Annotated in this window: 21 protein-coding genes and 1 other annotated feature; of the genes, 3 read left to right on the top strand and 18 right to left on the bottom strand. The window is 53.9% G+C overall.

Annotation, left to right across the window (positions count from 1 at the left end; translation table 11 throughout):
* Positions 1-116: 116 nt before the first annotated feature.
* Entirely contained in the window at positions 117-1,739 is a 1,623-nt protein-coding gene (locus tag DFG60_RS01025; protein WP_114569863.1) for a peptide ABC transporter substrate-binding protein, read from the bottom strand.
* A 265-nt stretch (positions 1,740-2,004) separates the two neighbouring features.
* On the opposite strand from DFG60_RS01025, the gene DFG60_RS01030 reads away from it, so the two are divergent.
* Positions 2,005-2,385, top strand: a complete 381-nt coding sequence (locus DFG60_RS01030; protein ID WP_114569864.1) for a DUF3899 domain-containing protein — start codon at positions 2,005-2,007, stop codon at positions 2,383-2,385.
* Positions 2,386-2,431: 46 nt separating this feature from the next.
* Positions 2,432-2,635 (top strand) — a binding site (T-box leader).
* 59 nt (positions 2,636-2,694) lie between these two features.
* Entirely contained in the window at positions 2,695-3,687 is a 993-nt protein-coding gene (trpS, locus tag DFG60_RS01035; protein ID WP_114569865.1) for a tryptophan--tRNA ligase, read from the top strand.
* 128 nt (positions 3,688-3,815) lie between these two features.
* Here the strand turns inward: trpS and DFG60_RS01040 are convergent, their stop codons facing one another.
* The 15 genes from DFG60_RS01040 to recD2 form a co-directional block, all read right to left on the bottom strand.
* Positions 3,816-5,462, bottom strand: coding sequence for a peptide ABC transporter substrate-binding protein (locus DFG60_RS01040; protein WP_114569866.1), 1,647 nt, complete (start codon positions 5,460-5,462; stop codon positions 3,816-3,818).
* A 219-nt stretch (positions 5,463-5,681) separates the two neighbouring features.
* Entirely contained in the window at positions 5,682-7,214 is a 1,533-nt protein-coding gene (locus DFG60_RS01045; RefSeq protein WP_114569867.1) for a peptide ABC transporter substrate-binding protein, read from the bottom strand.
* A gap of 104 nt (positions 7,215-7,318) precedes the next feature.
* Entirely contained in the window at positions 7,319-8,554 is a 1,236-nt protein-coding gene (fabF, locus tag DFG60_RS01050) for a beta-ketoacyl-ACP synthase II (protein WP_114569868.1), read from the bottom strand.
* Positions 8,551-9,498 (bottom strand): beta-ketoacyl-ACP synthase III, encoded by a 948-nt coding sequence (locus tag DFG60_RS01055; protein ID WP_114569869.1) that lies wholly within the window; start codon positions 9,496-9,498, stop codon positions 8,551-8,553. The genes fabF and DFG60_RS01055 overlap by 4 nt, the downstream gene beginning before the upstream one ends.
* A gap of 172 nt (positions 9,499-9,670) precedes the next feature.
* Entirely contained in the window at positions 9,671-10,378 is a 708-nt protein-coding gene (gene mtnN / locus DFG60_RS01060; RefSeq protein WP_114569870.1) for a 5'-methylthioadenosine/S-adenosylhomocysteine nucleosidase, read from the bottom strand.
* Positions 10,379-10,434: 56 nt separating this feature from the next.
* On the bottom strand, positions 10,435-10,908 hold the full coding sequence (greA, locus tag DFG60_RS01065) for a transcription elongation factor GreA (RefSeq protein WP_114569871.1): 474 nt from the start codon (positions 10,906-10,908) through the stop codon (positions 10,435-10,437).
* Positions 10,909-10,967: 59 nt separating this feature from the next.
* Entirely contained in the window at positions 10,968-11,612 is a 645-nt protein-coding gene (gene udk, locus DFG60_RS01070; RefSeq protein WP_114569872.1) for a uridine kinase, read from the bottom strand.
* 18 nt (positions 11,613-11,630) lie between these two features.
* The gene (locus DFG60_RS01075; RefSeq protein WP_114569873.1) at positions 11,631-12,281 is read right to left on the bottom strand and encodes an O-methyltransferase; all 651 of its coding nucleotides are present in this window, start codon (positions 12,279-12,281) and stop codon (positions 11,631-11,633) included.
* Between the two features lie 61 nt (positions 12,282-12,342).
* The gene (mltG, locus tag DFG60_RS01080) at positions 12,343-13,491 is read right to left on the bottom strand and encodes an endolytic transglycosylase MltG (protein WP_114569874.1); all 1,149 of its coding nucleotides are present in this window, start codon (positions 13,489-13,491) and stop codon (positions 12,343-12,345) included.
* Positions 13,492-13,572: 81 nt separating this feature from the next.
* Positions 13,573-13,866 (bottom strand): DUF1292 domain-containing protein, encoded by a 294-nt coding sequence (locus tag DFG60_RS01085; protein WP_114569875.1) that lies wholly within the window; start codon positions 13,864-13,866, stop codon positions 13,573-13,575.
* Positions 13,853-14,137, bottom strand: a complete 285-nt coding sequence (locus tag DFG60_RS01090) for a DUF1292 domain-containing protein (protein ID WP_232818577.1) — start codon at positions 14,135-14,137, stop codon at positions 13,853-13,855. The genes DFG60_RS01085 and DFG60_RS01090 overlap by 14 nt, the downstream gene beginning before the upstream one ends.
* A 12-nt stretch (positions 14,138-14,149) precedes the next feature.
* On the bottom strand, positions 14,150-14,575 hold the full coding sequence (ruvX, locus tag DFG60_RS01095) for a Holliday junction resolvase RuvX (RefSeq protein ID WP_114569877.1): 426 nt from the start codon (positions 14,573-14,575) through the stop codon (positions 14,150-14,152).
* A complete protein-coding gene (locus DFG60_RS01100; protein WP_114569878.1) occupies positions 14,572-14,841 on the bottom strand; it encodes an IreB family regulatory phosphoprotein in 270 nt (89 codons plus the stop codon). Before DFG60_RS01100 ends, ruvX begins: the two co-directional genes overlap by 4 nt.
* A 34-nt stretch (positions 14,842-14,875) precedes the next feature.
* Complete coding sequence (gene alaS, locus DFG60_RS01105; protein ID WP_114569879.1) at positions 14,876-17,515, bottom strand: alanine--tRNA ligase; 2,640 nt, start codon at positions 17,513-17,515, stop codon at positions 14,876-14,878.
* Between the two features lie 312 nt (positions 17,516-17,827).
* Entirely contained in the window at positions 17,828-20,050 is a 2,223-nt protein-coding gene (gene recD2 / locus DFG60_RS01110) for an SF1B family DNA helicase RecD2 (protein ID WP_114569880.1), read from the bottom strand.
* A 104-nt stretch (positions 20,051-20,154) separates the two neighbouring features.
* On the opposite strand from recD2, the gene DFG60_RS01115 reads away from it, so the two are divergent.
* A complete protein-coding gene (locus DFG60_RS01115; protein ID WP_114569881.1) occupies positions 20,155-20,703 on the top strand; it encodes a VOC family protein in 549 nt (182 codons plus the stop codon).
* Positions 20,704-20,750: 47 nt separating this feature from the next.
* Here DFG60_RS01115 and DFG60_RS01120 read toward each other — a convergent pair whose 3' ends face one another.
* Together DFG60_RS01120 and DFG60_RS01125 are read right to left on the bottom strand one after the other, a co-directional pair.
* On the bottom strand, positions 20,751-21,521 hold the full coding sequence (locus DFG60_RS01120; RefSeq protein ID WP_114569882.1) for an aminoglycoside 6-adenylyltransferase: 771 nt from the start codon (positions 21,519-21,521) through the stop codon (positions 20,751-20,753).
* Positions 21,522-21,643: 122 nt separating this feature from the next.
* Positions 21,644-22,306 carry a tetratricopeptide repeat protein gene (locus tag DFG60_RS01125; RefSeq protein ID WP_114569883.1) on the bottom strand — a complete coding sequence of 221 codons (663 nt, stop codon included), beginning with the start codon at positions 22,304-22,306 and terminating at the stop codon, positions 21,644-21,646.
* Positions 22,307-22,310: the final 4 nt, after the last annotated feature.

Here is a 22,310-nt window from a genome sequence, read left to right on the forward strand (position 1 = left end):
TACGGAAAATTCACAAATACGCTACTTTTTTGAGCGTTCATTCAGAATAGAAGTATAAAACAGGAGCGTACACCTAAATCATTAGGGACGCTCCGGTTCTTTTGACAGGGACAGTGTTACTTCTTGACGTCTACATATTTGTACTGATAGTCAGCACCGAACACTTGACGCTTGAAGTCAACGATCGTCGGACGGGCAAGGTATGCTGAACCCGCTTGATAGATCGGTGCGATCGCTTGGTCTTTCGCGATCAGCTGTTCTTCAGCCTTTTTGAAGAGTTCAAAACGTTTTTCCGTGTCACTCTCTTCGTTTGCAGCGAACAACAGCTTGTCGAACTCACTCGACTTGTAGTTCACATCGTTTTGACTGTTCTCAGACGAGAAGATACTGAGGTTCGTCATCGGATCCTGGTAGTCCGGGCCCCAAAGTGCATAAGAGATTTGGTAATCGCCTTTTGCTTCGAGGTCGAGCTTGTTCTTGAACGGTTGTTGCTTGATGCTGACCGTCACGTTCGGCAAGTTCTTTTCGATCTCGCCTTTCATGTACTCGCCGATTTTCTTGGCATCTTCGCTGTCGAACGAAAGGAGTTCGATCGTGACTGCTTTGTCACCGTTCGCTTTCTTCCAGAGATCAGCTGCTTCCTTCGCGTCGCGATCGAACCAGTTGATTCCTTCTGTATAGTCTTTTCCAGACTCGTCTTTTGCGAATTCTTTCGGAATGAAGCTAGTCGTCGGAATCGAACCGTTCGAAAGGAGCGTGTCCGTGATTCCAGCAGGATTGATTGCACGGGCGATTGCCTTACGCGCGTCAGCGTTCTTCATGACGTCGTCTTCATTGTTGAACTTCAGGTAAGCGATCGACGAACGAAGCGCCGTCTTGAAGTCCTCTGAGTCTTTATATGCCGCTACTTGCTCTGACGTCAGACCTGTGAAGTCGATTTCGTTCGCATCATACAGGTTGACTGTAGTCGAAGTATCCTTGACGACTCGGATGTCGACGGAATCAAGCTTGACTGCATCTTTATCCCAGTAGTTTTCGTTTTTCGTCAGAACACGCTTTTGGTCCGTCTTCCACTCACTCCAGACGAAAGGTCCGTTGTAGAGGAGTTTGTCCGGTTGGAGAGAGAAGTCTTTTTCGTTCTTCTTATAGAAGTCTTCGCTGATCGGTGTGAACGTACCGAACGAAGTCAACGATAGGAAGTATGGTGCCGGGCGTTCGAGTGTGACGACGAGTGTCTTGTCGTCTGTAGCTTTGACGCCGAGTTCGTCCACAGGTTTCTTGCCTTGTGAGACGTCCGCGCCATTTTTGATCGACTCGAAGATGTATGCATAGCCTGAAGCAGTATCAGGGTCGATGGCACGTTTCCATGCGAATTCGAAATCCTGTGCCTTGACCGGCGTTCCGTCCGACCATTTCGCATCGCGAATCGTGAACGTGTACGTCAGGTTATCTTTCGAGATATCCGTTTTTTCTGCGAGAGCAGGTACTGCCTTGCCTTCGACATCGAGGCGGTAAAGCCCTTCCATCGTGTTTGCGATCATGCCGAATGCAACTGCATCCGTTGCTTGTGCAGGGTCTACCGTCGTGATGTCTGAAGTATCCGTCAGGCGGAGTACTTTCTTTCCATCAGTCGATGAACCTGAATCCTTGCTGTCTCCGCCGCCAGTTGAGCATCCGGCGAGTGCCGCGCTCACGACGAGAAGGAGTGTAAGGACGAGACCGAGTGTCTTTTTCTTCATCGGTTGTCATCTCCTATTCCAAAATCTGGTGCTAAAACCAACGGAATTAGCGTCAGCGACGTCTTCTCCGGTACCGAAATGTATTCCCCAAAACACATTGACCTGGTTTCCGAAAAATCCGAGTGCGTGATATGTTGATTTTATGTGAGAATAGCTTTTGCGTCAAGCGAATATTCACACTATTCACGTAGCGGACGCTTCCCTGTCGAAAGGCACGAAGGAATTGCGTATACTGAATGTATCTTATATTTCGAGGAGGAAAACAATGCGTTCGACATATGGACGTCCTTTGATGGTTGGCGGCATCATCGCCATTATCTATACGGTCTCAAAGATGTTCACTGACGAGACACGATCTTTATTGTTTCATTTTTCAGGGGGATTATTCTTCGCGGGATTCATCCTTTTCGCAATCGGCTTCTTCTCGAGCATGAGCGCGAACGGCATCTTCCGCGGATTTAAATCGGGATTCAAAAAGCAGCAGTCACAAAAGCTTCGTGACATCGATGCCGATTATACGGATGACGAGCCGGACGAGGAAGAAACGTCGGTTCGTGTCCAGTCCGCCCGTAACAGGACGGCTCCCTATCTTCTTTCGGGTATTTCCTGCATCGTCTTCTCCGTCTTGATTTCCTTCTTTTCCTAAAAGAGTTGTCGCTTGAAAATCGAGTATGATATCATGAATGAAATATAAGAACACGGCGATGAAGAGTAGTAGGTCGTCCCCCTCTTTCAAGAGAGCCCATGGGTGGTGAGAATGGGTAAGAGGCGCGATTGAATGGACTTCGGAGTGGCTGTCCGGAACTTCAAGTATGGACAGACGGGTGCGCCCGTTACAGCGAATGAAGCGGCTAGCGATAGCAACTTGGGTGGCAACGCGATGATTCGTCCCTTGACCAAGGGGGACGTGTCGTCGTTTTTTTGTATTCTATCATATTTTTTTGGAGGGATTATTATGGCGACCATCTTCTCAGGCATCAAACCGACCGGCATCGTCACGCTGGGCAACTATATCGGCGCGATGAAACACTTCGTGAATCTCCAGGATGAGCACGATGCGTTTTATTGTATCGTCGATCTTCACTCGATCACCGTCGAGATCGACCGTGTAGAATTGATGAACAACACTCGTTCACTCGCTGCACTCTACATCGCAAGCGGACTCGATCCGAAGAAATCGACGATCTTCGTTCAATCGGAAGTGAAGGCGCACGCACAGCTCGGCTGGATGATGACATGTATCGCAGGCATGGGAGAACTCGAACGCATGACGCAGTATAAGGACAAATCAAAGGGACAGGAGCGGATCGGTGCCGGTCTCTTCGTTTATCCGACATTGATGGCTGCGGATATTCTTCTCTATGATGCTGGCCTCGTTCCGGTCGGAGATGACCAAAAACAGCATATCGAATTGACACGGGATCTCGCACAGCGATTCAACAGCCGATATTATGAAACGTTCATCATGCCTGAGCCGATGATCGCCGAGACCGGGGCTCGTATCATGAGCCTTACGAATCCGGAAAAGAAAATGTCGAAGTCAGATGCTAATCCGAAAGGTTTTATCTCGATGCTCGACGCTCCTGATGTCATCCGAAAAAAAATCAAGTCCGCAGTCACGGATTCTGAAGGAATCGTCAAGTTCGACCGGGAAAACAAACCGGGCGTCTCGAACTTGCTTGAAATCTATTCACTGCTCGCCGGCATTCCGATTCCTGAACTCGAAGAAAAGTATGCCGGTTCGAACTACGGCGTCTTCAAGGCAGATGTTGCCGAAACGATCATCGCTGAGCTCGAGCCGATCCAACAGCGCTACCACGAGCTTCTCAATTCAAAGGAACTCGATGAAATACTCGATCAAGGACGCGACAAGGCAGAATTGGTCGCCAATAAGAAACTCGCTAAAGTGGAAAAAGCGATGGGTCTTCAACGCAAACGCTCCAAGTGACTGGTGATGAACAAATCCCCCTCTCTTCCTCCTGATTTCCAGAGGTAGAGAGGGGGATTTTTTGGGATGCGAATGCGTGTTCCCGCAGTAAAAAACAGACCGCTTTCGCGGCCTGTCGTTTGAATCGATTATTTCCCTTCGATTGAAGCCCACTTGTACGAGAAGTCTGCGCCGAAGTTGTGCTCGACGACACCTTTGACATATGGCTTGACGAGGAATGCGCGTCCGCGCTGGTAGACTGGCGAGATAGCAGCTTCATCGAAGAGGATTTTCTCCGCTTCTTGAAGGTCAGACCAGCGTTTTTCAGCATCAGTAGAAGTTTGTGCCGATTTGATGAGCTTATCGTACTCATCGTTCGACCACTTACCGCGGTTGTAAGGCCCATCAGTAAGGAAGAGGTCGAGGAACGTCATTGGATCCTGGTAGTCAGGGCCCCAGCCTGCGAACGAGAACTCGAATTCGCCTTTGTTTTCTAGGTCAAGTTTGTTCTTGAACGGCTGTTGCTTGATTGATACTTCCATACCTGGAAGGTTCTTCTCGAGCTCGCCTTTGAGGAACTCACCGATTTTCTTCGCATCGTCGCTGTCATAGTTCAAGAGTTCGAGTTTGACCGATTTAGCGCCGATCTCCTTCAAGCCCTCTTCCCAAAGTTTTTTAGCTTCTTCTGCGTTGAACGTGTTGAACTCCGGATATTTCTCACGGAAGTCAGCTCCGCTAGCATCCTTAGCGAAGTCCTTCGGTACGAGGTAGTTCGCTGGGATCGAACCGTTCGCCAAGATGACATCCGTGATGCCCTTCTTGTCGTAACCCATGTCGATCGCCTTACGGATTTTCGCGTTTTCGAGCGCTTTGACTTTAGTGTTCAAGTAGAGGTAGAAGATCGTAGACTCACCCTTAGTCTTGAACTCTGGGTTGTCTTGATACTGAGCTACGAACTCAGAAGTAAGACCTGTGCGGTCGATGTCGCCTTTTTCGTAGAGGTTGACAGCAGTCGAAGTTTCTTTTACGACCTTGACGTTGATCGTCTCGAGTTTGACTGCATCTTTATCCCAGTAGTTTTCGTTCTTGACCATTTTCCAGCCTTGCTCGCGTGTCCAATCAGTGAGTTTGAATGGTCCGTTGTAGAGTGACTTATCAGCAGTCGATCCGAATCCTTCACCGATTTTCTTCGAGAGTTCTTCTGATTTCGGCATGAACGGACCGAATCCAGTGAGACCGAGGAAGTAGTCAGCAGGCGCTTTGAGTTTGACTTCGAAAGTCTTGTCATCTACTGCTTTGACGCCGACAGCATCGCGCTCGCCTTTTTTCGTGTTGTATTCTTCCGCTCCTGCGATGTTGTAGAATACGTATGCATATTGTGAAGCATTCTCAGGGTTAAGAACTTCTTTCCAAGCGTACTCGAAGTCTTTCGCCGTGATTGGCGTACCGTCAGACCATTTCGCGTCGCGAAGTTTGAACGTGTAAGTCAACTTGTCCTCTGAGACTTCGTGGCTTTCAGCGATACCTGGTACCGGTTGCTGTTTGTCATCAAGACGGTAGAGACCTTCCATCGTGTTGTTCAACACGTTGAACGATACAGCATCCGTCGAAGTCGTCGGGTTAAGCGTCGGGATGTCCGAGCCTTCGATCAAGTTAAGGACTTGTTCGTTCGACTTTTTGTCGCCTGACGTGTCATTCGATCCGCTCTTCTCTTCATCACCTGTCGAACAAGCAGCGAGGAACGCGCTTGATACGAGTGCTACGGAAGTAGCAAGTGCAAAACTTTTCTTCTTCATGTTACGATGACCCCCCTAAATTATGAAAAGCTAGCAATTCACGACTCTGTACACAAAAAAATAAACTCTCTCTAAGGTATACAGACCCGTTCGTTACAGATAGTTTACAATGTTCTGATTATTTTGCAAACCCTTATGTGTGATTTTTCTAAATATTTTTTCAAAAGAAAATAGGTTCCCTAATCAAAAGGAACCTATTTTTACAGTTATTTTAACGTATCATTCCATCTTCTTGACGGTCCGTAACTGATATTCCGGTCCGTAGACGGGCAGGGTCAAACCGCGGTAACTGCTCTTCAGCGCGACGGCTTCCGCGTTCTGATAAAGAGGGACGATGATGGCGTCTTCTTCAAGCAGAATTCGTTCCGCCTCCTCGAAGGCCTCATATCGCTGTTCTTCCCCGACAGCTGCCTTCCCTTTTGCGAGTGCGTCATCGAACGCTTTCGAGCTGTACTTCGACACGTTGAGCGGATTTCCGGTCGAGAACTGATTCAAATAAGCTACCGGTCCCGGTGAATCCGGCATCCATCCGGATAATGCGAGGGCGAAGTCGCCAGCAGACTCACGCTTGACCTTCTCATCAAGGGAGGCGGGTTCGAGGACGATCTCTATGCCAGGCAGCTCTGACTCGAGCTGATCCTTCAGCTGTTCTCCGATCAATTTCGCCTTGGCATCGTCAAAGTTCAACAACGTCAAACGCAGTGGTTCGCCGCCGCGATCCTTCCACCCGTCGCCTGCTTCAACCTCGGCCCTGAAAGACTCGCGTCCGGTCACGACGAACCGATCAGTCGCTGACTCTCCGCGAGAAAGTTCGAGCTCATCTCGTTTCCCCGCGACGGCAGCTGCGATCGCCCGGCGAACATCGGCATTTTTCATCTGTCCGTTCTCCGCATTGAATTTCAGGAAGAAGACGCCGCTTCGCGCCTTCTCATAGATCGGGTCGATCTTCTTGTCATCCATCTCGCTGGTCACAGAGACAAGATCGACTTCTCCGTTTCTGAACGCTTCCGTACGAGTTGCCGTATCCGCGATCACAGTCCCAGTTATTTTCTCGAGCTCGACGATTTTTTCCTGATGATATTTCATGTTCTTCGAAAGCGTATACCCGTCACTTTCCATCGTCTCGATCGCAAACGGACCGTTCGTCTTCAACTCCGTCCAGTCACGTGCTTGTGCCTGGGGATAGAACGCCGGCATCGCGAGGAGTTCCGGGAGGCTCGTCACCGGTTCAGACAATTTGATGATGAGTGTCTCGTCATCAGGTGCCTCTACGCCAAGTTCGCTCGGCGGTTTCTTCCCATCGTTGACATCCTCCCCGTTCAAGAAAGTCTCGAACAGGAAGCCGTACGGGGAAGAAGCTTCGTTCGAGGCGACACGGCGGAAGCTATCGACGAAGTCACCCGCAGTCACAGGAGTGCCGTCCTGATAGACGGCTTCTCTCAACTTGATCGTGTGTGTCTTTCCGTCCTCGGAAGTCGAAATCGACTTCGCGAGGCCTTCCCGGACGTCCTTCGTCTGTGTGAAGACATAGAGTCCTTCATAGATTTGGGCGAGCAGTGTCTGTGAACGGATATCTGTCGCTTTCGCGATATCCGGTTCGCTTGGAAGCTCTGACTCTGCCACCTTCAGCACTTGTTCTTTTTTCGGGGCGACACGTTCCTCCGTCACTTTGGTCTCGCTCGGGAATATCCATCTCAAGGTCACGACTGCGAGAAGGACGATCGCAAGGATCATAATCGGTTTTTTCTTCATATTCGTCACTCCACTTTCTAGGGTTTCTTACCTGACTTCCCTTCCATTCAAACAGAAAAGACGAAAAAAAGCGACCGGCCGGAATTATCGGCCAGTCGAATCCATCAAGCTTCGTATCGTTTGAAGACGAGTGTCGCATTATGTCCGCCGAAACCGAGCGAGTTGCTGATCGCGTGCGTGATCGGCATTTCACGTTTGCCTTCCCGCACGTAATCGAGAACGCAACCGTCGCCCGGATTCTCGAGGTGGATCGTCGGATGGACGATCTGATCACGAAGCGACAGGATCGTCGCAATCGCTTCGACGCCGCCGGCTGCCCCGAGAAGATGACCGATCATCGACTTCGTCGAGTTCACTGCTAGTTTATCCGCATGCTCCCCGAACACGGTCTGGATCGCCTTCGTCTCGAGGACGTCGTTCATCGGCGTGCTCGTCCCGTGGGCATTGACGTACTGAACATCTGACGGGTCGATCCCCGCGTCTTTTATCGCCATCGCCATCGCACGGGCTCCGCCGTCTCCGTCCGGATCCGGTGCTGTGATATGGTAGGCATCCGATGTCAGGCCGTATCCGCTCACCTCTGCATAGATGCGAGCTCCGCGCCCGATTGCATGTTCATACTCTTCAAGGACGAGAATACCGGCTCCTTCCCCCATCACGAAGCCGTCACGCCCGCCGTCGAACGGGCGGCTCGCAGATTCCGGATCCGGATTGGTCGACATCGCCTTGTTCGCGCAGAATCCTGCAAACGAAAGGTTCGTGATCGGCGCCTCCGCGCCTCCTGCGATCATGACGTCCGCGTCACCGCGTTCGATGACCCGGAGTGCTTCGCCGATCGAGTTCGTGCCGGATGCACAAGCCGTGACCGAGCAGTTGTTCGGGCCTTTCGCGCCTGTATAGATAGACACCTGGCCGCTCGCCATGTTCGGGATCATCATCGGGATGAAGAACGGGCTGACCCGTCGGTGACCTCGTTCGAAGTAGGTCTTCGCCTGGTTCTCGATCGTTTCGACGCCACCGATTCCTGAACCGATCCAGACGCCGGTGCGTTCAGCCACCGGTTCGATCTCGAGTGAAGCGTCCTTGACGGCTTCGAGACTCGCCGCGATCGCATAATGGACGAAACGATCCATCTTGCGCGCTTCCTTCGGTTCGACGAACTGGGTGACATCGAAGTCCTGCAGCTCCCCTGTCACCTTCGTCGGATACTCATCGATGTCGAGGCGCTCCATCGGACGGATGCCGTTCTTTCCAGCAAGCAGCGCATCCCAGAATGTGTTCGCGTCATTACCAATCGGCGTGACTGCCCCGATTCCTGTTACTACAACTCGTCTTCTCATGCCTGTTCCTCCCCTTGTGTCCATGTGATATGACTTGCTCCCCATGTCAATCCCGCGCCGAAGCCGGCGAGGACGACTTTCGTCCCGTAACGTAAACGACCCTGAGACCGCGCTTCTTGCAGTGCGAGCGGAATCGATGCCGCTGAGGTGTTCGCATGCTCGTCGATCGTGACGATCACCTTCTCCTCCGGAATCCCTAGACGCTCCCGTGCCGCGTCGATGATTCGCAAGTTCGCCTGGTGTGGGATGAGAAGGTCGACATCTGCAAGCGTGTCTCCCGCCTTCTCGACAACCTTCTCGACGATTTCCGGAAGCTTTCGGACGGCGAACTTGAATACTTCGCGTCCGTTCATCTCGATCGGTCCATCGAGTTCCTTGAACAGCAGCGCACTACCTCTTCCGTCCGTCCCAAGCTCGAACGCGTTCAATCCCTCGATCTTCGTCTCTCCGAGGACGACTGCGCCGGCTCCGTCACCGAACAGGATTGCCGTCGAACGGTCCGACCAATCGACGATACTCGACATCTTCTCTGCTCCGATCACGAGCGCATAGCGCTTATCCATCGAATCCATCATGCTCCTTGCCGTCTGAAGCGCGAAGATGAATCCGCTGCATGCCGCGCTGATATCGAACGCAGTCGCGTTCAATGCTCCAAGCTTCTGTTGCACGACACACGCTGTGGACGGAAAAGCACGTCCTGTCGCAGTTCCGACGACGATCAGGCCGATGTCTTCTGCCGTAAGGCCTGCGTCCTCAAGCGCATTTCTCGCCGCTTCCGTCGCGAGGTCCGTGACATCGATGTCATCGCTCGCAATGCGCCGTGCACCGATTCCCGTCCGTGTCCGAATCCACTCATCGCTCGTGTCGAGCGTCGACGCCAGATCCTCATTCGTCACTCGCCGTGACGGAAGTGAAGTCCCAAGTCCAATGATTCCTTTGTTCATAATGTGCAGCCCCTCACTTTTAGTATCTGGTACTAATATAAAGCGTTAATTCATTTTTGTCAAAAGAAGAGTGCGCGTCTCCTCAGATAGTGTCGGGCTGTTTGCTGCACATCACAAAAAAATAGGATGGAGCACCGCCTGATTTGCGATGTTCCATCCTAAAAGTGGTCATTCACTCTGCCGTCTCTGCAAGCGTCTTGACGATTTCCATGACCATCTTCGCCGAGTTGATCGATGCGATTGCGAGGAACTCGTCGAACGACAACGAGGCTTCCTCGTCCGCATTGTCCGAAATCGAGCGTGTCACGACGAACGGGACGCCGAACTGATGACAAACTTGCGCGATCGGCGCAGCCTCCATCTCGACCGCAGCGACTTCAGGGAAATGTTTGCGAATATCGGCTGCACGCTCTGAATCGTGGATGAAAGAATCACCCGTCGCGATCAGACCATGGACGACCTGGACATCCGTCAGGCGATGGATGACCTGTTCTGCCGTTTCGATCAGATGCTGATCCGCAGTATAAGCGGCAGGCATCCCGGGAACTTGGCCGTATTCATAGCCGAACGCCGTTACGTCGACATCATGATGACGAACTTCCGTCGAGACGACGACGTCGCCGACCTTCAGGCCTGCCTTGAACCCACCGGCTGATCCGGTATTGATGACCGCATCCGGTTTGAAGCGGTCAAGCAGCAATGTCGTGCCGACTGCTGCGTTCACTTTTCCGATGCCCGACTTCAGGATGACGACAGGTACGCTATTGAGTAACCCTTCATAAAAATGGTAGCCGGCGATGACGGTGTCCTTCCGCTCCGACAATTCGTTACGAAGCAGATTGACTTCTTCTTCCATCGCACCGATGATCGCGATACGCATAGTACTTCCTCCTCATTCAGAAAGACAGCCGGAAGTCCGGCTGCCTCGCTGATCACTTATTTGATTGATGTGATTTTTACTGCGAAATCTCCGCCTGGTGCTTGTACGGTCACTTGCTCACCGACCGAACGGCCGAGCAGGCTCTTCGCGATCGGCGATTCGTTCGAAATTTTCCCCGTGAACGGATCCGCTTCCGCGCTTCCGACGATCGTGTATGTTTCTTCCTCGTTGTCTTCGAGCATCAGGAAAGTAACAGTCCGGCCGATCCCGACGACTGACGTGTCTTCTGCATCCTCAGAGATGATCGCTGCGTTGCGGAGCATCTCTTCGAGTTGTGCGATCCGTCCTTCGACCATCGCCTGCTCTTCCTTTGCTGCGTCATATTCCGCGTTCTCGGACAAGTCTCCGAACGAACGGGCGATTTTGATACTCTCAACGACTTCTTTCCGGCGGACGGTCTTCAGCTCGTTCAGTTCATGCTCGATTTTCGCTTTTCCATCGAGTGTCATGTAATGTTGTTTTTCTGCCATTTAGGTCACGCTCCTTTTTATTCCATTAGTATAGTATATGCACGCTAATTTTGGAATCATTATCCCTTCTGATCAAGTGCTGTACGGATATCGAGAATTGCACGGATCTTCGTCACGAGAAGATCGATCGCGACATGGTTCTCTCCGCCTTCCGGTACGATGATGTCGGCGTAGCGTTTCGTCGGCTCACAGAACTGCAGATGCATCGGCCGGACGACTTGCGTATATTGCGCGACGACCGAGTCGATCGTACGTCCCCGCTCGTTGATATCACGCTGCATCCGACGCAAAATACGCACGTCGGCGTCCGTGTCGACGAAGACCTTGATGTCCATCAGGTCACGCAGACGCTCGTCCTCAAGCGCGAGAATCCCTTCGACGATGATGACGTCTCGCGGCTCGAGATGAATGGAATCATTCGACCGCGTATGGGCGACGTAGTCATAAACAGGTTTCTCGACGGACTTGTTTTCACGCAGGTCCTTGATGTGTTCGATCAGCAAGTCGTTATCGAAGGCGAACGGGTGGTCATAGTTCGTCTTATACCGTTCTTCCATCGACAACTCGCTTTGATCCTTATAATAGGCATCCTGTTCGATCATGACGATCGATTCGCTCGGGAACGCTTCGACGAGCGAACGCGCCACTGTCGTCTTACCAGACCCAGTGCCCCCTGCTACTCCAATTACGACCGGTTTTTGCATCGGTTCTTTTCCTCCATTTCAATCCTTGATTTTCCGGCTGACGGCAAGGCCGTCTCCAAGCGGAAAAATCGTCGTGCTGTATCGATCCTGTTCCATCACCCAGACCGTGAATTCCTTGACGAGACGCACGAGACGGCGTCTGCGCCGGTCGAACACTTTCGGGTCTTCTTCGAGCACATCGCCGTGCAGGAACAGATTGTCCGTGTAAAGAACTCCGCCTATTGGCACAAGTCGCCCATAGCCGTTGAAGAACTTCTTATACTGTCCCTTGGCAGCGTCGACGAAGACCGCATCGAACTCTCCCTCTAAGGTTTCGGCTAATTCTACTGCATCTCCGAAAATGATGTCAATCCGGTCTGCGACATCGGAACGGCTGATGAATTCTTTTGCCTCCGCAAATCGCTTCGGATTCCGCTCGACCGTCGTGATGTGCGCGTCCGGAAGTGCTTTTGCCATCCGGATGGCGCTGTAGCCGATTGCTGTGCCGAGTTCGAGTATCCGTTTTGGCCGTTGCAGCGAAAGAAGCGACAACAGCACCTCAGAACCGGTCAGTTCGATGATCGGGATATGATGTTCCGCGGCGTATGCTTCCATCTCCGAAAGAAGCGGATCGCGTGTCGGGATCATGTTCTCGACATACGCTGTATAGTCTTCAGGCACGCCATTCATTCCTTTCCACATAACAAGGTTGGCTCAGAGACGCGAACTGCGCGCCGTGAGCCAACCCGTCTTACAAATTCTTGTTCTCTTCGTACTCTACCCATTCCGGTTTGTATTTGACCACATTCTGCTGGTGGGCCTCATACGTCTCTTCATAGAGGATCTGTCCGTTTGGATTCTTTTCGCTAGGCGGCCGGGCGAAGAAGTAGACATTTTTCGTCTTATTCGGATTCAGGACAGCGATGATCGAGTCCTTGCTCACGGTCGCGATCGGTCCGATCGGGATCCCTTCGTATTTATACGTGTTGTATCTTGATTCGTTCTCGAGATCCTTAAGCGTCGTCAGGGCCGTGTTTCGTCCCGTTCCGTACCAGACCGTCGGATCCGATTGAAGTTTCATGCCCGTATCGAGACGGTTCTTGAAGACGCCTGCGATTTCACGGCGATCATTCGGTGTGGCAGCCTCACGTTCGACCATCGCGCCGAGCGAGAGGACTTCATGGAACGTCATGCCGGAAGATTCGATTTCAGACTGATTCTCCGAGTAGACCTTTTCCATCTCGTCAAGCATCGACTCGACGATTTCCGTGACGCTCTTTCCTTTGTCGAACTCATACGTCGCAGGATAGAGGTATCCTTCCAGAGGATAGAGGACGCCCTTTTTCTGGATTTCAGAAGTCAACATCTCGTAACGGTCGACGAGGGACTGGATGTATTCTTCATCGGTCAGCGTCTTCTCGATATCTTCCGCCTTGAAGCCGGTCGCCTTCGAGATGATCGCGATCTGACGCGTCATCGTCACGCCTTCAGGAATCGTCATCTTGACGTCGGCGGCCTTCATGACGGTACCCGTCTTCAACTCGCCGATGATCTCATCCGGTGTCATCGCCTTCGACAATGCATATGTCCCGGCCTGGAAGGCTGATTCATTCTTATAGCGTACATAGTAACGGAAAATCGTCTCGTTCGCGATCAGGCCTTTTTCTTTCAGGATGTTCGCAATCGTGCTCGTTCCTGCACCAAGAGGAATCTCGACCTTTACTGACTTCGTCGAGCTCTCGTCGACTGGAGCAAGCGCATTTTTAAAGAAGACGTATCCGACACCGGCTGCCGTCAACAGGATTGCCAGTATGACGGATACGATGATGAGGGTGATACGGCGCGAGATTCGCCGGCGGTCGTTTTGCGCGTCGGCGTTGTGCTTCCATTCGTTCTCCATCTTTTCCTCCCCTGCCCTGAAAATAAGGTGACACGGGAGAGGGTACCCTCTCCGTGCCACCTCATATTATAGCGGACTCGCTTATTCCAGTTCGTCTTCGATCGTGTTGAAGACTTCTTCGATCTCATCCCAAGTCTCAGCATCGTCTTCCGGGATCGGGACGAGGTTGAACTCGTCGTCGCCTTCGCCGTACTCGTCGAGTTCGTAGACGAAGATGTCGACTTCCTCAGCATCGTCGTAGTCCTCACCGATCGGCTCGAGGAAGATGTAGGTCTTGTTCGAACGCGGGCTGTCGTAACGGAACTTCTCGATGAATTCGAATTCGTTTCCTTGGCCGTCTGGAATCAGATAGCGGGTTGGTTCATTCTGTTGCATGGTCGATTCGCTCCTTTAGTGCAGACTCGAGTTCATCCCAAGTCTGTTCGTCATTTTCATCGATCGGATGAAGGTCGAAGTCATCTTCGCCTTCTCCGAATTCGTCGAGTTCGCAGATGATCAGATCATCTTCTCCCTCTTCCTCTTGACCGACACGGTCGAGGAAGACATACGTCTTCCCGGTCCGTTCGCTGTCATATCTGTACCATTCTTCGAAGAGGTGTTCTCCCCCTTCTTCATCAGGGATGAGATAATGGCGCTTTTCTTCCATCATCGAACCTCCTCACATACGTCCCGCTTGATCCAGATGTGTCTGCAGGATCATAACGGCAGCCATCTTGTCGATGACCTGTTTACGTTTTTTGCGGCTGACGTCTGCGTCGATCAGCATACGTTCTGCTTGCATCGTCGTCAACCGTTCGTCGACGAGCTTCGTCTCCAGTCCGGTATGTTGTCCGATTTCCCGGGCGAACTGTTCGCTCGCTTCCGCGCGCGGACCGATCGTCCCGTTCATGTTCTTCGGATGACCGATGACGATGAGTTCGACGTTGTACTGCTTCACTAACTGGTCGAGTCGTTTGAAGGCGGTCTCGTAATCCGGTTCGTCCCATTTGACGGTCTCGACGCCTTGCGCCGTCCAGCCCATCGCATCACTCACCGCGACACCGATCGTCTTCGTCCCGACATCGAGCCCCATTGCTCGTTTCATTTCTTGTCTCCACTCTCCGCCAGATAGGACTTGACGAGTTCTTCAAGCAGCTCGTCCCGTTCGATCTTGCGGATCAGATTTCGTGCATCGTTATGACGAGGGATGTAAGCAGGGTCTCCGGAAAGCAGATAACCTACGATTTGATTGATAGGATGATATCCCTTTTCTTCCAAAGCTTGATAGACAGTCAGCAACACTTCACGCGTAGCCGTCTTGCTCTCATCTTCTGGGAAATTGAATTTCATGGTTTGATCCATCTGGCTCACACCGTTTCACCTCTTTCATTTACACTCCACTCTATTATGCCAGTGATTGGACATATTGTGAAGCGTACGAGAGAGCTTCGTTCAATTTCGCAGGATCTTTTCCGCCGGCTTGCGCCATGTCCGGACGACCACCACCGCCTCCGCCGCAACGCGTCGCAACTTCCTTGATCAATTTACCTGCGTGGAATCCGCGTTCGTTCAAGTCCTTCGAGACCGAAGCGACGAGGTTGACCTTGTCTCCTTGCGCACTGCCGAGGACGATGACGGCCGACCCGAGATTCGCCTTGAGCTCGTCCATCATGCCGCGGAGAGCGTCCATGTCGGAGACGTCGACGCGTTTCGCGAGAAGTTTGACTCCGTTGATTTCATCTACAGCTTCCGTAAGCGCAGCCGCTTCGATGTTCGAAAGCTTCGACTGGAGCGACTCGTTCGCCCGCTCCGTCTCGCGGAGTTGCGCCTGGAGTGCCTCGACGCGCACCGGTACTTCGCTCGCCTTCGTCTTAAGGAGACGCGCCGTCTGCTCGAGCGTCTCGAGATGACCGTTCATGACGCGGTAAGCGCCTGCCCCTGTGACCGCTTCGATGCGGCGTGTCCCTGCCCCGATACCGGATTCAGACAGGATCTTGAAGAGTCCGATTTCAGCCGTGTTCGAGACGTGGCATCCTCCGCAAAGCTCGATCGAATACGTCCCAGCCGAGACGACACGAACCGTTTCACCGTATTTCTCACCGAACAGTGCCATCGCGCCTTTTGCTTTCGCGTCCGCGATGTTCATCTCCTCGATATCGACCTCGATCGAGTCCCAGATCGCCTGGTTGACTTCACGTTCGATTTGAGCGAGTTCGTCCGCCGTGACCGCACCGAAATGCGAGAAGTCGAAGCGGAGGCGGTCCGCCGAGACGAGTGATCCTGCCTGGTTGACGTGCGTGCCGAGCGTGTCTTTCAGCGCCTTATGGAGCAAGTGTGTCGCTGTATGGTTCTTCGTGATCGCCTTGCGGGAAGAAGAATCGACCGTCGCCTTGACGTTTACGAGCGTCGCGACGCCCGTCCGGACGACGACCGTATGAAGGTTCTGTCCGTTCGGCGCCTTCTGGACGTCCTTGACGTCAAGGATGAAGTCCGGTCCTTCGATGACTCCTGTGTCTGCGACCTCGCCGCCGCTCTCTGCGTAGAACGGTGTGACGTCGAGGAGGAGTTGCGCCTCTTCGCCTGCTCCGACCTCTTCGACGAGCTCTCCGCCATGGAGAAGTGCCGAGATGTTCGCCTCAGTCGACAGATGCGTATAGCCGATGAACTCGCTTGGTGTCTTGAGTGTCGCGAGCACTTCCGACTGCTGTTGCATCGACCCCGACTCCTCACGGGCAGAACGAGCACGTTCACGCTGTGCGTCCATCGCCCGTTTGAAACCGTCCTCGTCGACGCTCATGTGATGGTCTTCCGCGTACTCGACCGTCAGCTCGAGCGGGAAGCCGTATGTGTCATACAGGCGGAATGCGTCTTCGCCGCTGATTTGCGTCTCGCCGTTCGCCTTCGCGTTCTGCGCGACCGTGCTGAGGATCGCGAGACCGTCGTTGAGCGTCTCGTGGAAGCGTACTTCCTCGTTCTTGATGACGCGTTTGATGAAGTCAGCCTTCTCCGGAACTTGCGGGTAGAAGTCTTCCATGACCGAGCCGACCGTGTCGACGAGCTCGAACATGAACGGACGCTCGATACCGAGCATCTTCGCGTAACGGACCGCACGGCGGAGCAAGCGACGAAGGACATACCCACGGCCTTCGTTCGAAGGCAACGCTCCGTCACCGATCGCGAACGCGACCGTCCGGATGTGGTCCGCGATCACCTTGAACGCGACATCGATTTTCGCATCCACACGGTATTTACGATCGCTGATTTCTTCCGTCTTGCGGATGATCGGCATGAACAGGTCCGTATCGAAGTTCGTCGGCACGTCCTGCAAGACGCTTGCCATCCGTTCGAGCCCCATCCCTGTATCGATGTTCTTACGAGGCAGCTCCGTATAGTTGCCGTGTCCGTCATGGTTGTACTGACTGAAGACGATGTTCCAGATCTCGAGGTAGCGCTCGTTCTCGCCGCCCGGATAGAGTTCAGGATCCGTCGGGTCGTCGCCGAATTCAGGACCGCGGTCGAAGAAGATTTCCGTGTTCGGGCCGGACGGGCCTTCACCGATCTCCCAGAAGTTGTCTTCAAGCGGGATGATCCGATCTTCCGGTACGCCGAGCCCGAGCCAGACTTGGCGAGCCGCGTCGTCTTCCGGATGGATCGTGACCGACAGGCGGTCCGGATCGAGACCGTACCACTCATCGCTCGTCAATAGTTCCCAGCCCCACTTGATCGCATCTTCACGGAAGTAGTCGCCGACCGAGAAGTTCCCGAGCATCTCGAAGAACGTATGGTGGCGAGCCGTCTTCCCGACGTTCTCGATGTCGTTCGTCCGAATCGATTTTTGCGCGTTGACGATGCGCGGGTTGTCCGGAATGACGCGACCATCGAAATACTTCTTGAGCGTCGCGACGCCCGAGTTGATCCAAAGAAGCGACGGATCGTCGATCGGGACGAGTGAAGCGCTCGGCTCGACCGAGTGGCCTTTTGATTGGAAGAAGTCGAGATACATCTGGCGAATCTGTGCGCCAGTCAATGCTTTTAACGGTTTCATGTAAATTACCCCCAATTGGAATTAGTTTCGAACGCAAAAAAGCGATGCCTCCGCCCTGGTAAAGGGACGAAAGCATCGCTTCGTGGTACCACCCTCGTTCGCGACGCATACGCGTCGCCTCGAAAATCCGCTAACGGGGATCAGCCGCGAGTGTTTGCACCCGACTCCGGATTAGCTTCCGATGCGTCCCGTGAAGATGCTTCCAGCCCAGGCACCTCTCTCTTGACACGGTCCATTCATCGTACTCGGATCCATCGACGTTTTCGCGTTCATTTCATCTGCCTTTGATTATCGCTTACAGACAAGGAAACGTCAAGACGTCTTTCCCCCCAATCGCTCGACGAGCCGGGTCCGGCGCTTCGGCTCCTCCTCTTGCGATGCCTTGTGAAAGGCACGGGGATCGCCGAACAGTAGCAGGCTGGTCTTCGCGCGGGTTACGGCCGTGTAGATCAGGTTCCGGGAGTTCTTGAACGCTCCCGTATAGAAGACCGGCATCAGGACGACCTTGAACTCCGAGCCTTGCGCCTTGTGGATCGTGATGGCATAGGCATGCGTGAACTGGTCCCAGTCGCTCCGGTTGTACTCGACCTCCGTCTGGTCGAATCGGGCGATGATCTTGTCGACCTTGTCGACGTTCTCCTTCGCGAAGAAGATGTTGACGATTTCACCGATATCACCGTTATAGACATTCTCCTCGGCATTGTTGACGAGCTGGAGGATCTTGTCGCCCCGGCGATATGTCCGGTTTCCTTGCTTCACTTCGCGCTTCTTCGCTTCCGGCGGGTTGTAGACGGCCTGGAGCGCGACGTTCAGTTCATCTATCCCGACCTGTCCCTTATACGTCGGCGCGAGTACCTGGACGTCGAACTTCGAATAGCCCTTCTCGAGCGCCTTCGCTGCGAAACCGGCGATTCCTTGCATCGCGCCTTGCGGAGGGACCGAGTAGAAGCGGCGGTCCGGCAACGCAGCGAGCAGGTCGCTCGACGTCGTCCGGTTCTTCAAGTCATGGGCGAGACGGAGAATCGAAGAGTCCTCCGCCTGCCTGTGGACGACGTTCAGCCGGACGACCGGGATGCCTGACGTGTCCATCAAGTCAGCGAGCACTTGCCCCGGTCCTACAGACGGCAGCTGGTCACGGTCGCCGACGAACAGGATCTTCATCCCGCTCGGTACAGCACGGAGCAGGCTCGACAGCAGGTAGATGTCGATCATCGATGATTCGTCGACGATCAGCACCTTGCCGGTGATCGGCTGGTCCTCATTCATCTGGAAGTTCGTCCCGTCATACTTCAACAATCGGTGAATCGTCATCGCCGGCACGCCGGTCGCCTCCTGGAGGCGTTTGGCAGCACGTCCGGTCGGAGCGGCGAGGACGTATGGATAGACCTCACCTGCCTTGACGGCACTCTTCTCGATCGGCCAGCCGTGTATCTCCTCGAGCGCATGGAGAATTCCTTTGATGACGGTCGTCTTCCCTGTCCCCGGTCCACCGGTCAACACCATCAGCGGCGCCTTGACGGCAAGTTCGATCGCCTCACGCTGCTGTGCCGCGTACTCCATCCCGAAGCGCTCCTCGAGCGTCCCGATCGCACTCAGCACGGTCGCGACATCGACCTCCTGCTCTGTTCCGCTCGCCATGACGCGCGCGAGCTCCTTCGCACCTCTGACCTCGGCATGATAGATCATCGGCAAGTAGAGGCATCCCTCTTCGAGCTTGACCTTATCTTCCGCCAGCAAGAGCTCGATCGCCTGTTCGAGCCGTTCGCCAGGGTCCTCCCCGAGCAGGCGCGGTGCCCGCTCGAGCAAGGATTCGACCGTCGCGAAGGCATGTCCTTCGCCCGCCTCCTGTTCAAGGATGTGCATGACGCTCGCCGCGATCCGCTCCGGATGCAACCCGATCAGTCCGAGATGGGCTGCGATCTGATCGGCCGTCTTGAAGCCGATCCCGTTCACCTCGTACATGAGCGAATACGGGTTCTCCTGGATCCGCGCCATCGCATCGCCTTCATACGCCGCATAGATCTTCGCGGCAAGCTTCGGCGTGACATCGAACGGAGACAAGAACAACATCAGCTGATCGACGCCGTAGAGCGTCGCGAGCCGGCTGAAGATGACGTCCGCTTGTTTCTGCTTGAGACCCGGCACCCGGTCCAGCGCCTTGCTGTCCCTGAGGATGACGTCGATCGCGTCGTCCCCGAGGGCTTCGACGATGTTCTTCGCCGTCTTCGGTCCGATGCCCGTGAATGTCCCGTTCGTCAGGAAACGGGCTGCCGCCTGCTTCGTCATCGGGACGGAGCGCCGGATCATATCCGCTTTCAGCTGCTTGCCAAAGCGCGGGTGCTCGACCAAATGGCCGAACGCCTGGTACGTCCCGCCGAGCTCGATCCCGACGCCCGTCCCCATGATGACGAGCTCCGTCTCCTTCAACTCGAAATTCTTCTCTTTGACCGCTACCAGGACGATCGAATGCGCTTCTTCCTCGGAGGAGAAGAGCACGCGTTTGACGCGCCCGACGACATGATGTGGGTGCTCCATGCCTCCACCTGCTTTCCTTAGTTCTCTCGTTTCCATGATAGCATTCGTTTCAACGTTTTTGTATCGGGGAAACTAACGGATGAAACGGAAGAGGAGGATGAACGATGGAACGACTACCGATTGCAGGACTGTGCGAACTCGTACTCGAGGTCGAAGACATGGAACGTGCCGTCTCGTTTTGGAATGGGACGCTTGGCATCCCGGTCGTCGAGCAATGGGCACCGGACGACGCTGAACCGAGCGAGGCGCAGGAATCGCAGAATGGGCCGTGGGCGACATGGCTCTACATCGGCGGCAACACGCGTCTCGGCCTCTGGCTGAAGCGCGACTTCACGCCGGACGAGGCAAAAGAGAAGGCGGAGCCCGTCACGGAGTGGGAGACGCTTTTCGATGAAGGAGGGGCTCACGTCCACTGTGCCTTCTTCGTCGAGATGGACGCGTTCGAACAGGCCGTCGCCTTGCTTCAGGCGCGCGCCATCCCGGTCAAGGAACGTGTCTGGGACGAACAGGAGACGTCGAACGTCAAGGAACGGTCCGCCTATTTCAAGGATACGGAGCATAACGTAATCGAACTCTATACGAAGAACATGGATGAAGCGTACCGGGATTTCTCCGGTCCTCCCTTGCGCGTCATCCGTCCGGTCCGTTATTAGGCGACCATAAGACGCAGAGTCCATACCGGGCTCTGCGTCTTATTGCTTCAGCCTTGCAACACCTTCTCCAAGTCGTCATCAAGTGTGAAGGTATCGCTCCTTCCGACCGTCTCGATGAACAGCCGTTCGACGAGAGAAACGGCATCCTCGAGACTTTTGCGCGTGATTTCAGAAGGATACGTCGCGAGATAGGACTGGATGAATTCCGGGTCGAGCGTTTCGTATGCCTTGAACTGATGCAGCTTCTTCCCTTCATTCAACACCTGGATCATCGATGCATATTCCCTCATCTTCTCGAGCAGGCGGAGCGGATAGATCAGGTTATCCCGCCTCAATTCCTTCCGAAGGGCGAGCGATGCAAACGCGAACTCGAACACGATGTCCCCTGTCTCATAGCGATCCGGTTGTCCGCGGAACATTTCGTCCTCTTCGTGCATCTTTTCTGACACCCTGCCCGTCTTATCCGAGACGACCTGATGAAGCGGGGAACGGACCGACAGCAGCTCCGTCGGCACGATCGAGATGTTGAACTCGAGTCCGTCCTCAAGGAAGACGATCAGCAAAAAGACGTTCGCCTTGAACAGTTTTTCCTTCACGTAAACCGGCTTGAACGCGTCTAGGCTTTGCCTGATCGCATTCTTCGCCGCTTCCGACTCCTCGCCGGAATGGACCGCGACCATCAGATCGATGTCCGAGTAAAGGTCCTTGTATCCGGCGACACCCGACCCGATTCGGACGATGCCTTCGACTTGTTCGACCGATTCGATCATCTGGATCGTTTTCGTATAATACGTATCTCTCTCTTCGACTGTGTACATGATTGACCCCACCTTCTTTAGCTCGTCCTAACTGTATTCGCTTATTTCCGCATTTTTCCTGTTAAAAAAACGACCGGTACTATGAGCAATTTCGCCCATGAGTCCGGTCGTCGGAAAAACGTTCAGTTATCACCAAGCAGGTGGTCCATCTTCTCTTTCGCGTCACGCGCTAGACGGTGTTCAGGCTGATAAGCAAGTACCGTTTCAAGCTCCGCGTAGCACTCATCCTGCCGTCCAAGGAAGGCGAGCGCGATCGCATAGTTGTAGCGGGCGTCCGTATGTTGCTCGTCAAGCAGCAATACCTGTTCGAGCACTTCCGCCGCTTCCTCGATCTGCTCATTTTGCGCGAGCGCGAGACCGTACTGGAACGCGATCTCGACGTCGACGGCGTTCAATTCCGTCGCCCGTTCAAGGCGCGGCAAGCCGCGCACCGGGTCACCGAGTTGCTGGTACGTCATGCCGAGCATGAAGTGCAGATCAGCGTCATCGAGGCCGTTCAGGAGCGCCGTCCGAAGTGCAGCTTCCGCGTCGACGAACAGACCGGCTGCGTAGTAGAGCGCACCTTTCGCGTAATAGGCACTCGCGAACGTCGGATCGAGTTCGAGCGCCTTGTCGTAGAAGCGCAGGGCCCGGTCCGCGTCGTTCATCGACTGGAGCAGCGTCCCCATGTTGACATAAGCTGTCGGGTCTTTCGGGTCAGCCTCGATCGCATCCGTGAATGCTTTTGCGGCAAGTTCCATCTCGCCCGCCTCTAAATGTTTGAAGCCTTGTTCATTGAAATCCATCAGT

This window comes from Exiguobacterium flavidum (assembly GCF_003344535.1).
Lineage (GTDB): Bacteria > Bacillota > Bacilli > Exiguobacteriales > Exiguobacteriaceae > Exiguobacterium_A > Exiguobacterium_A flavidum.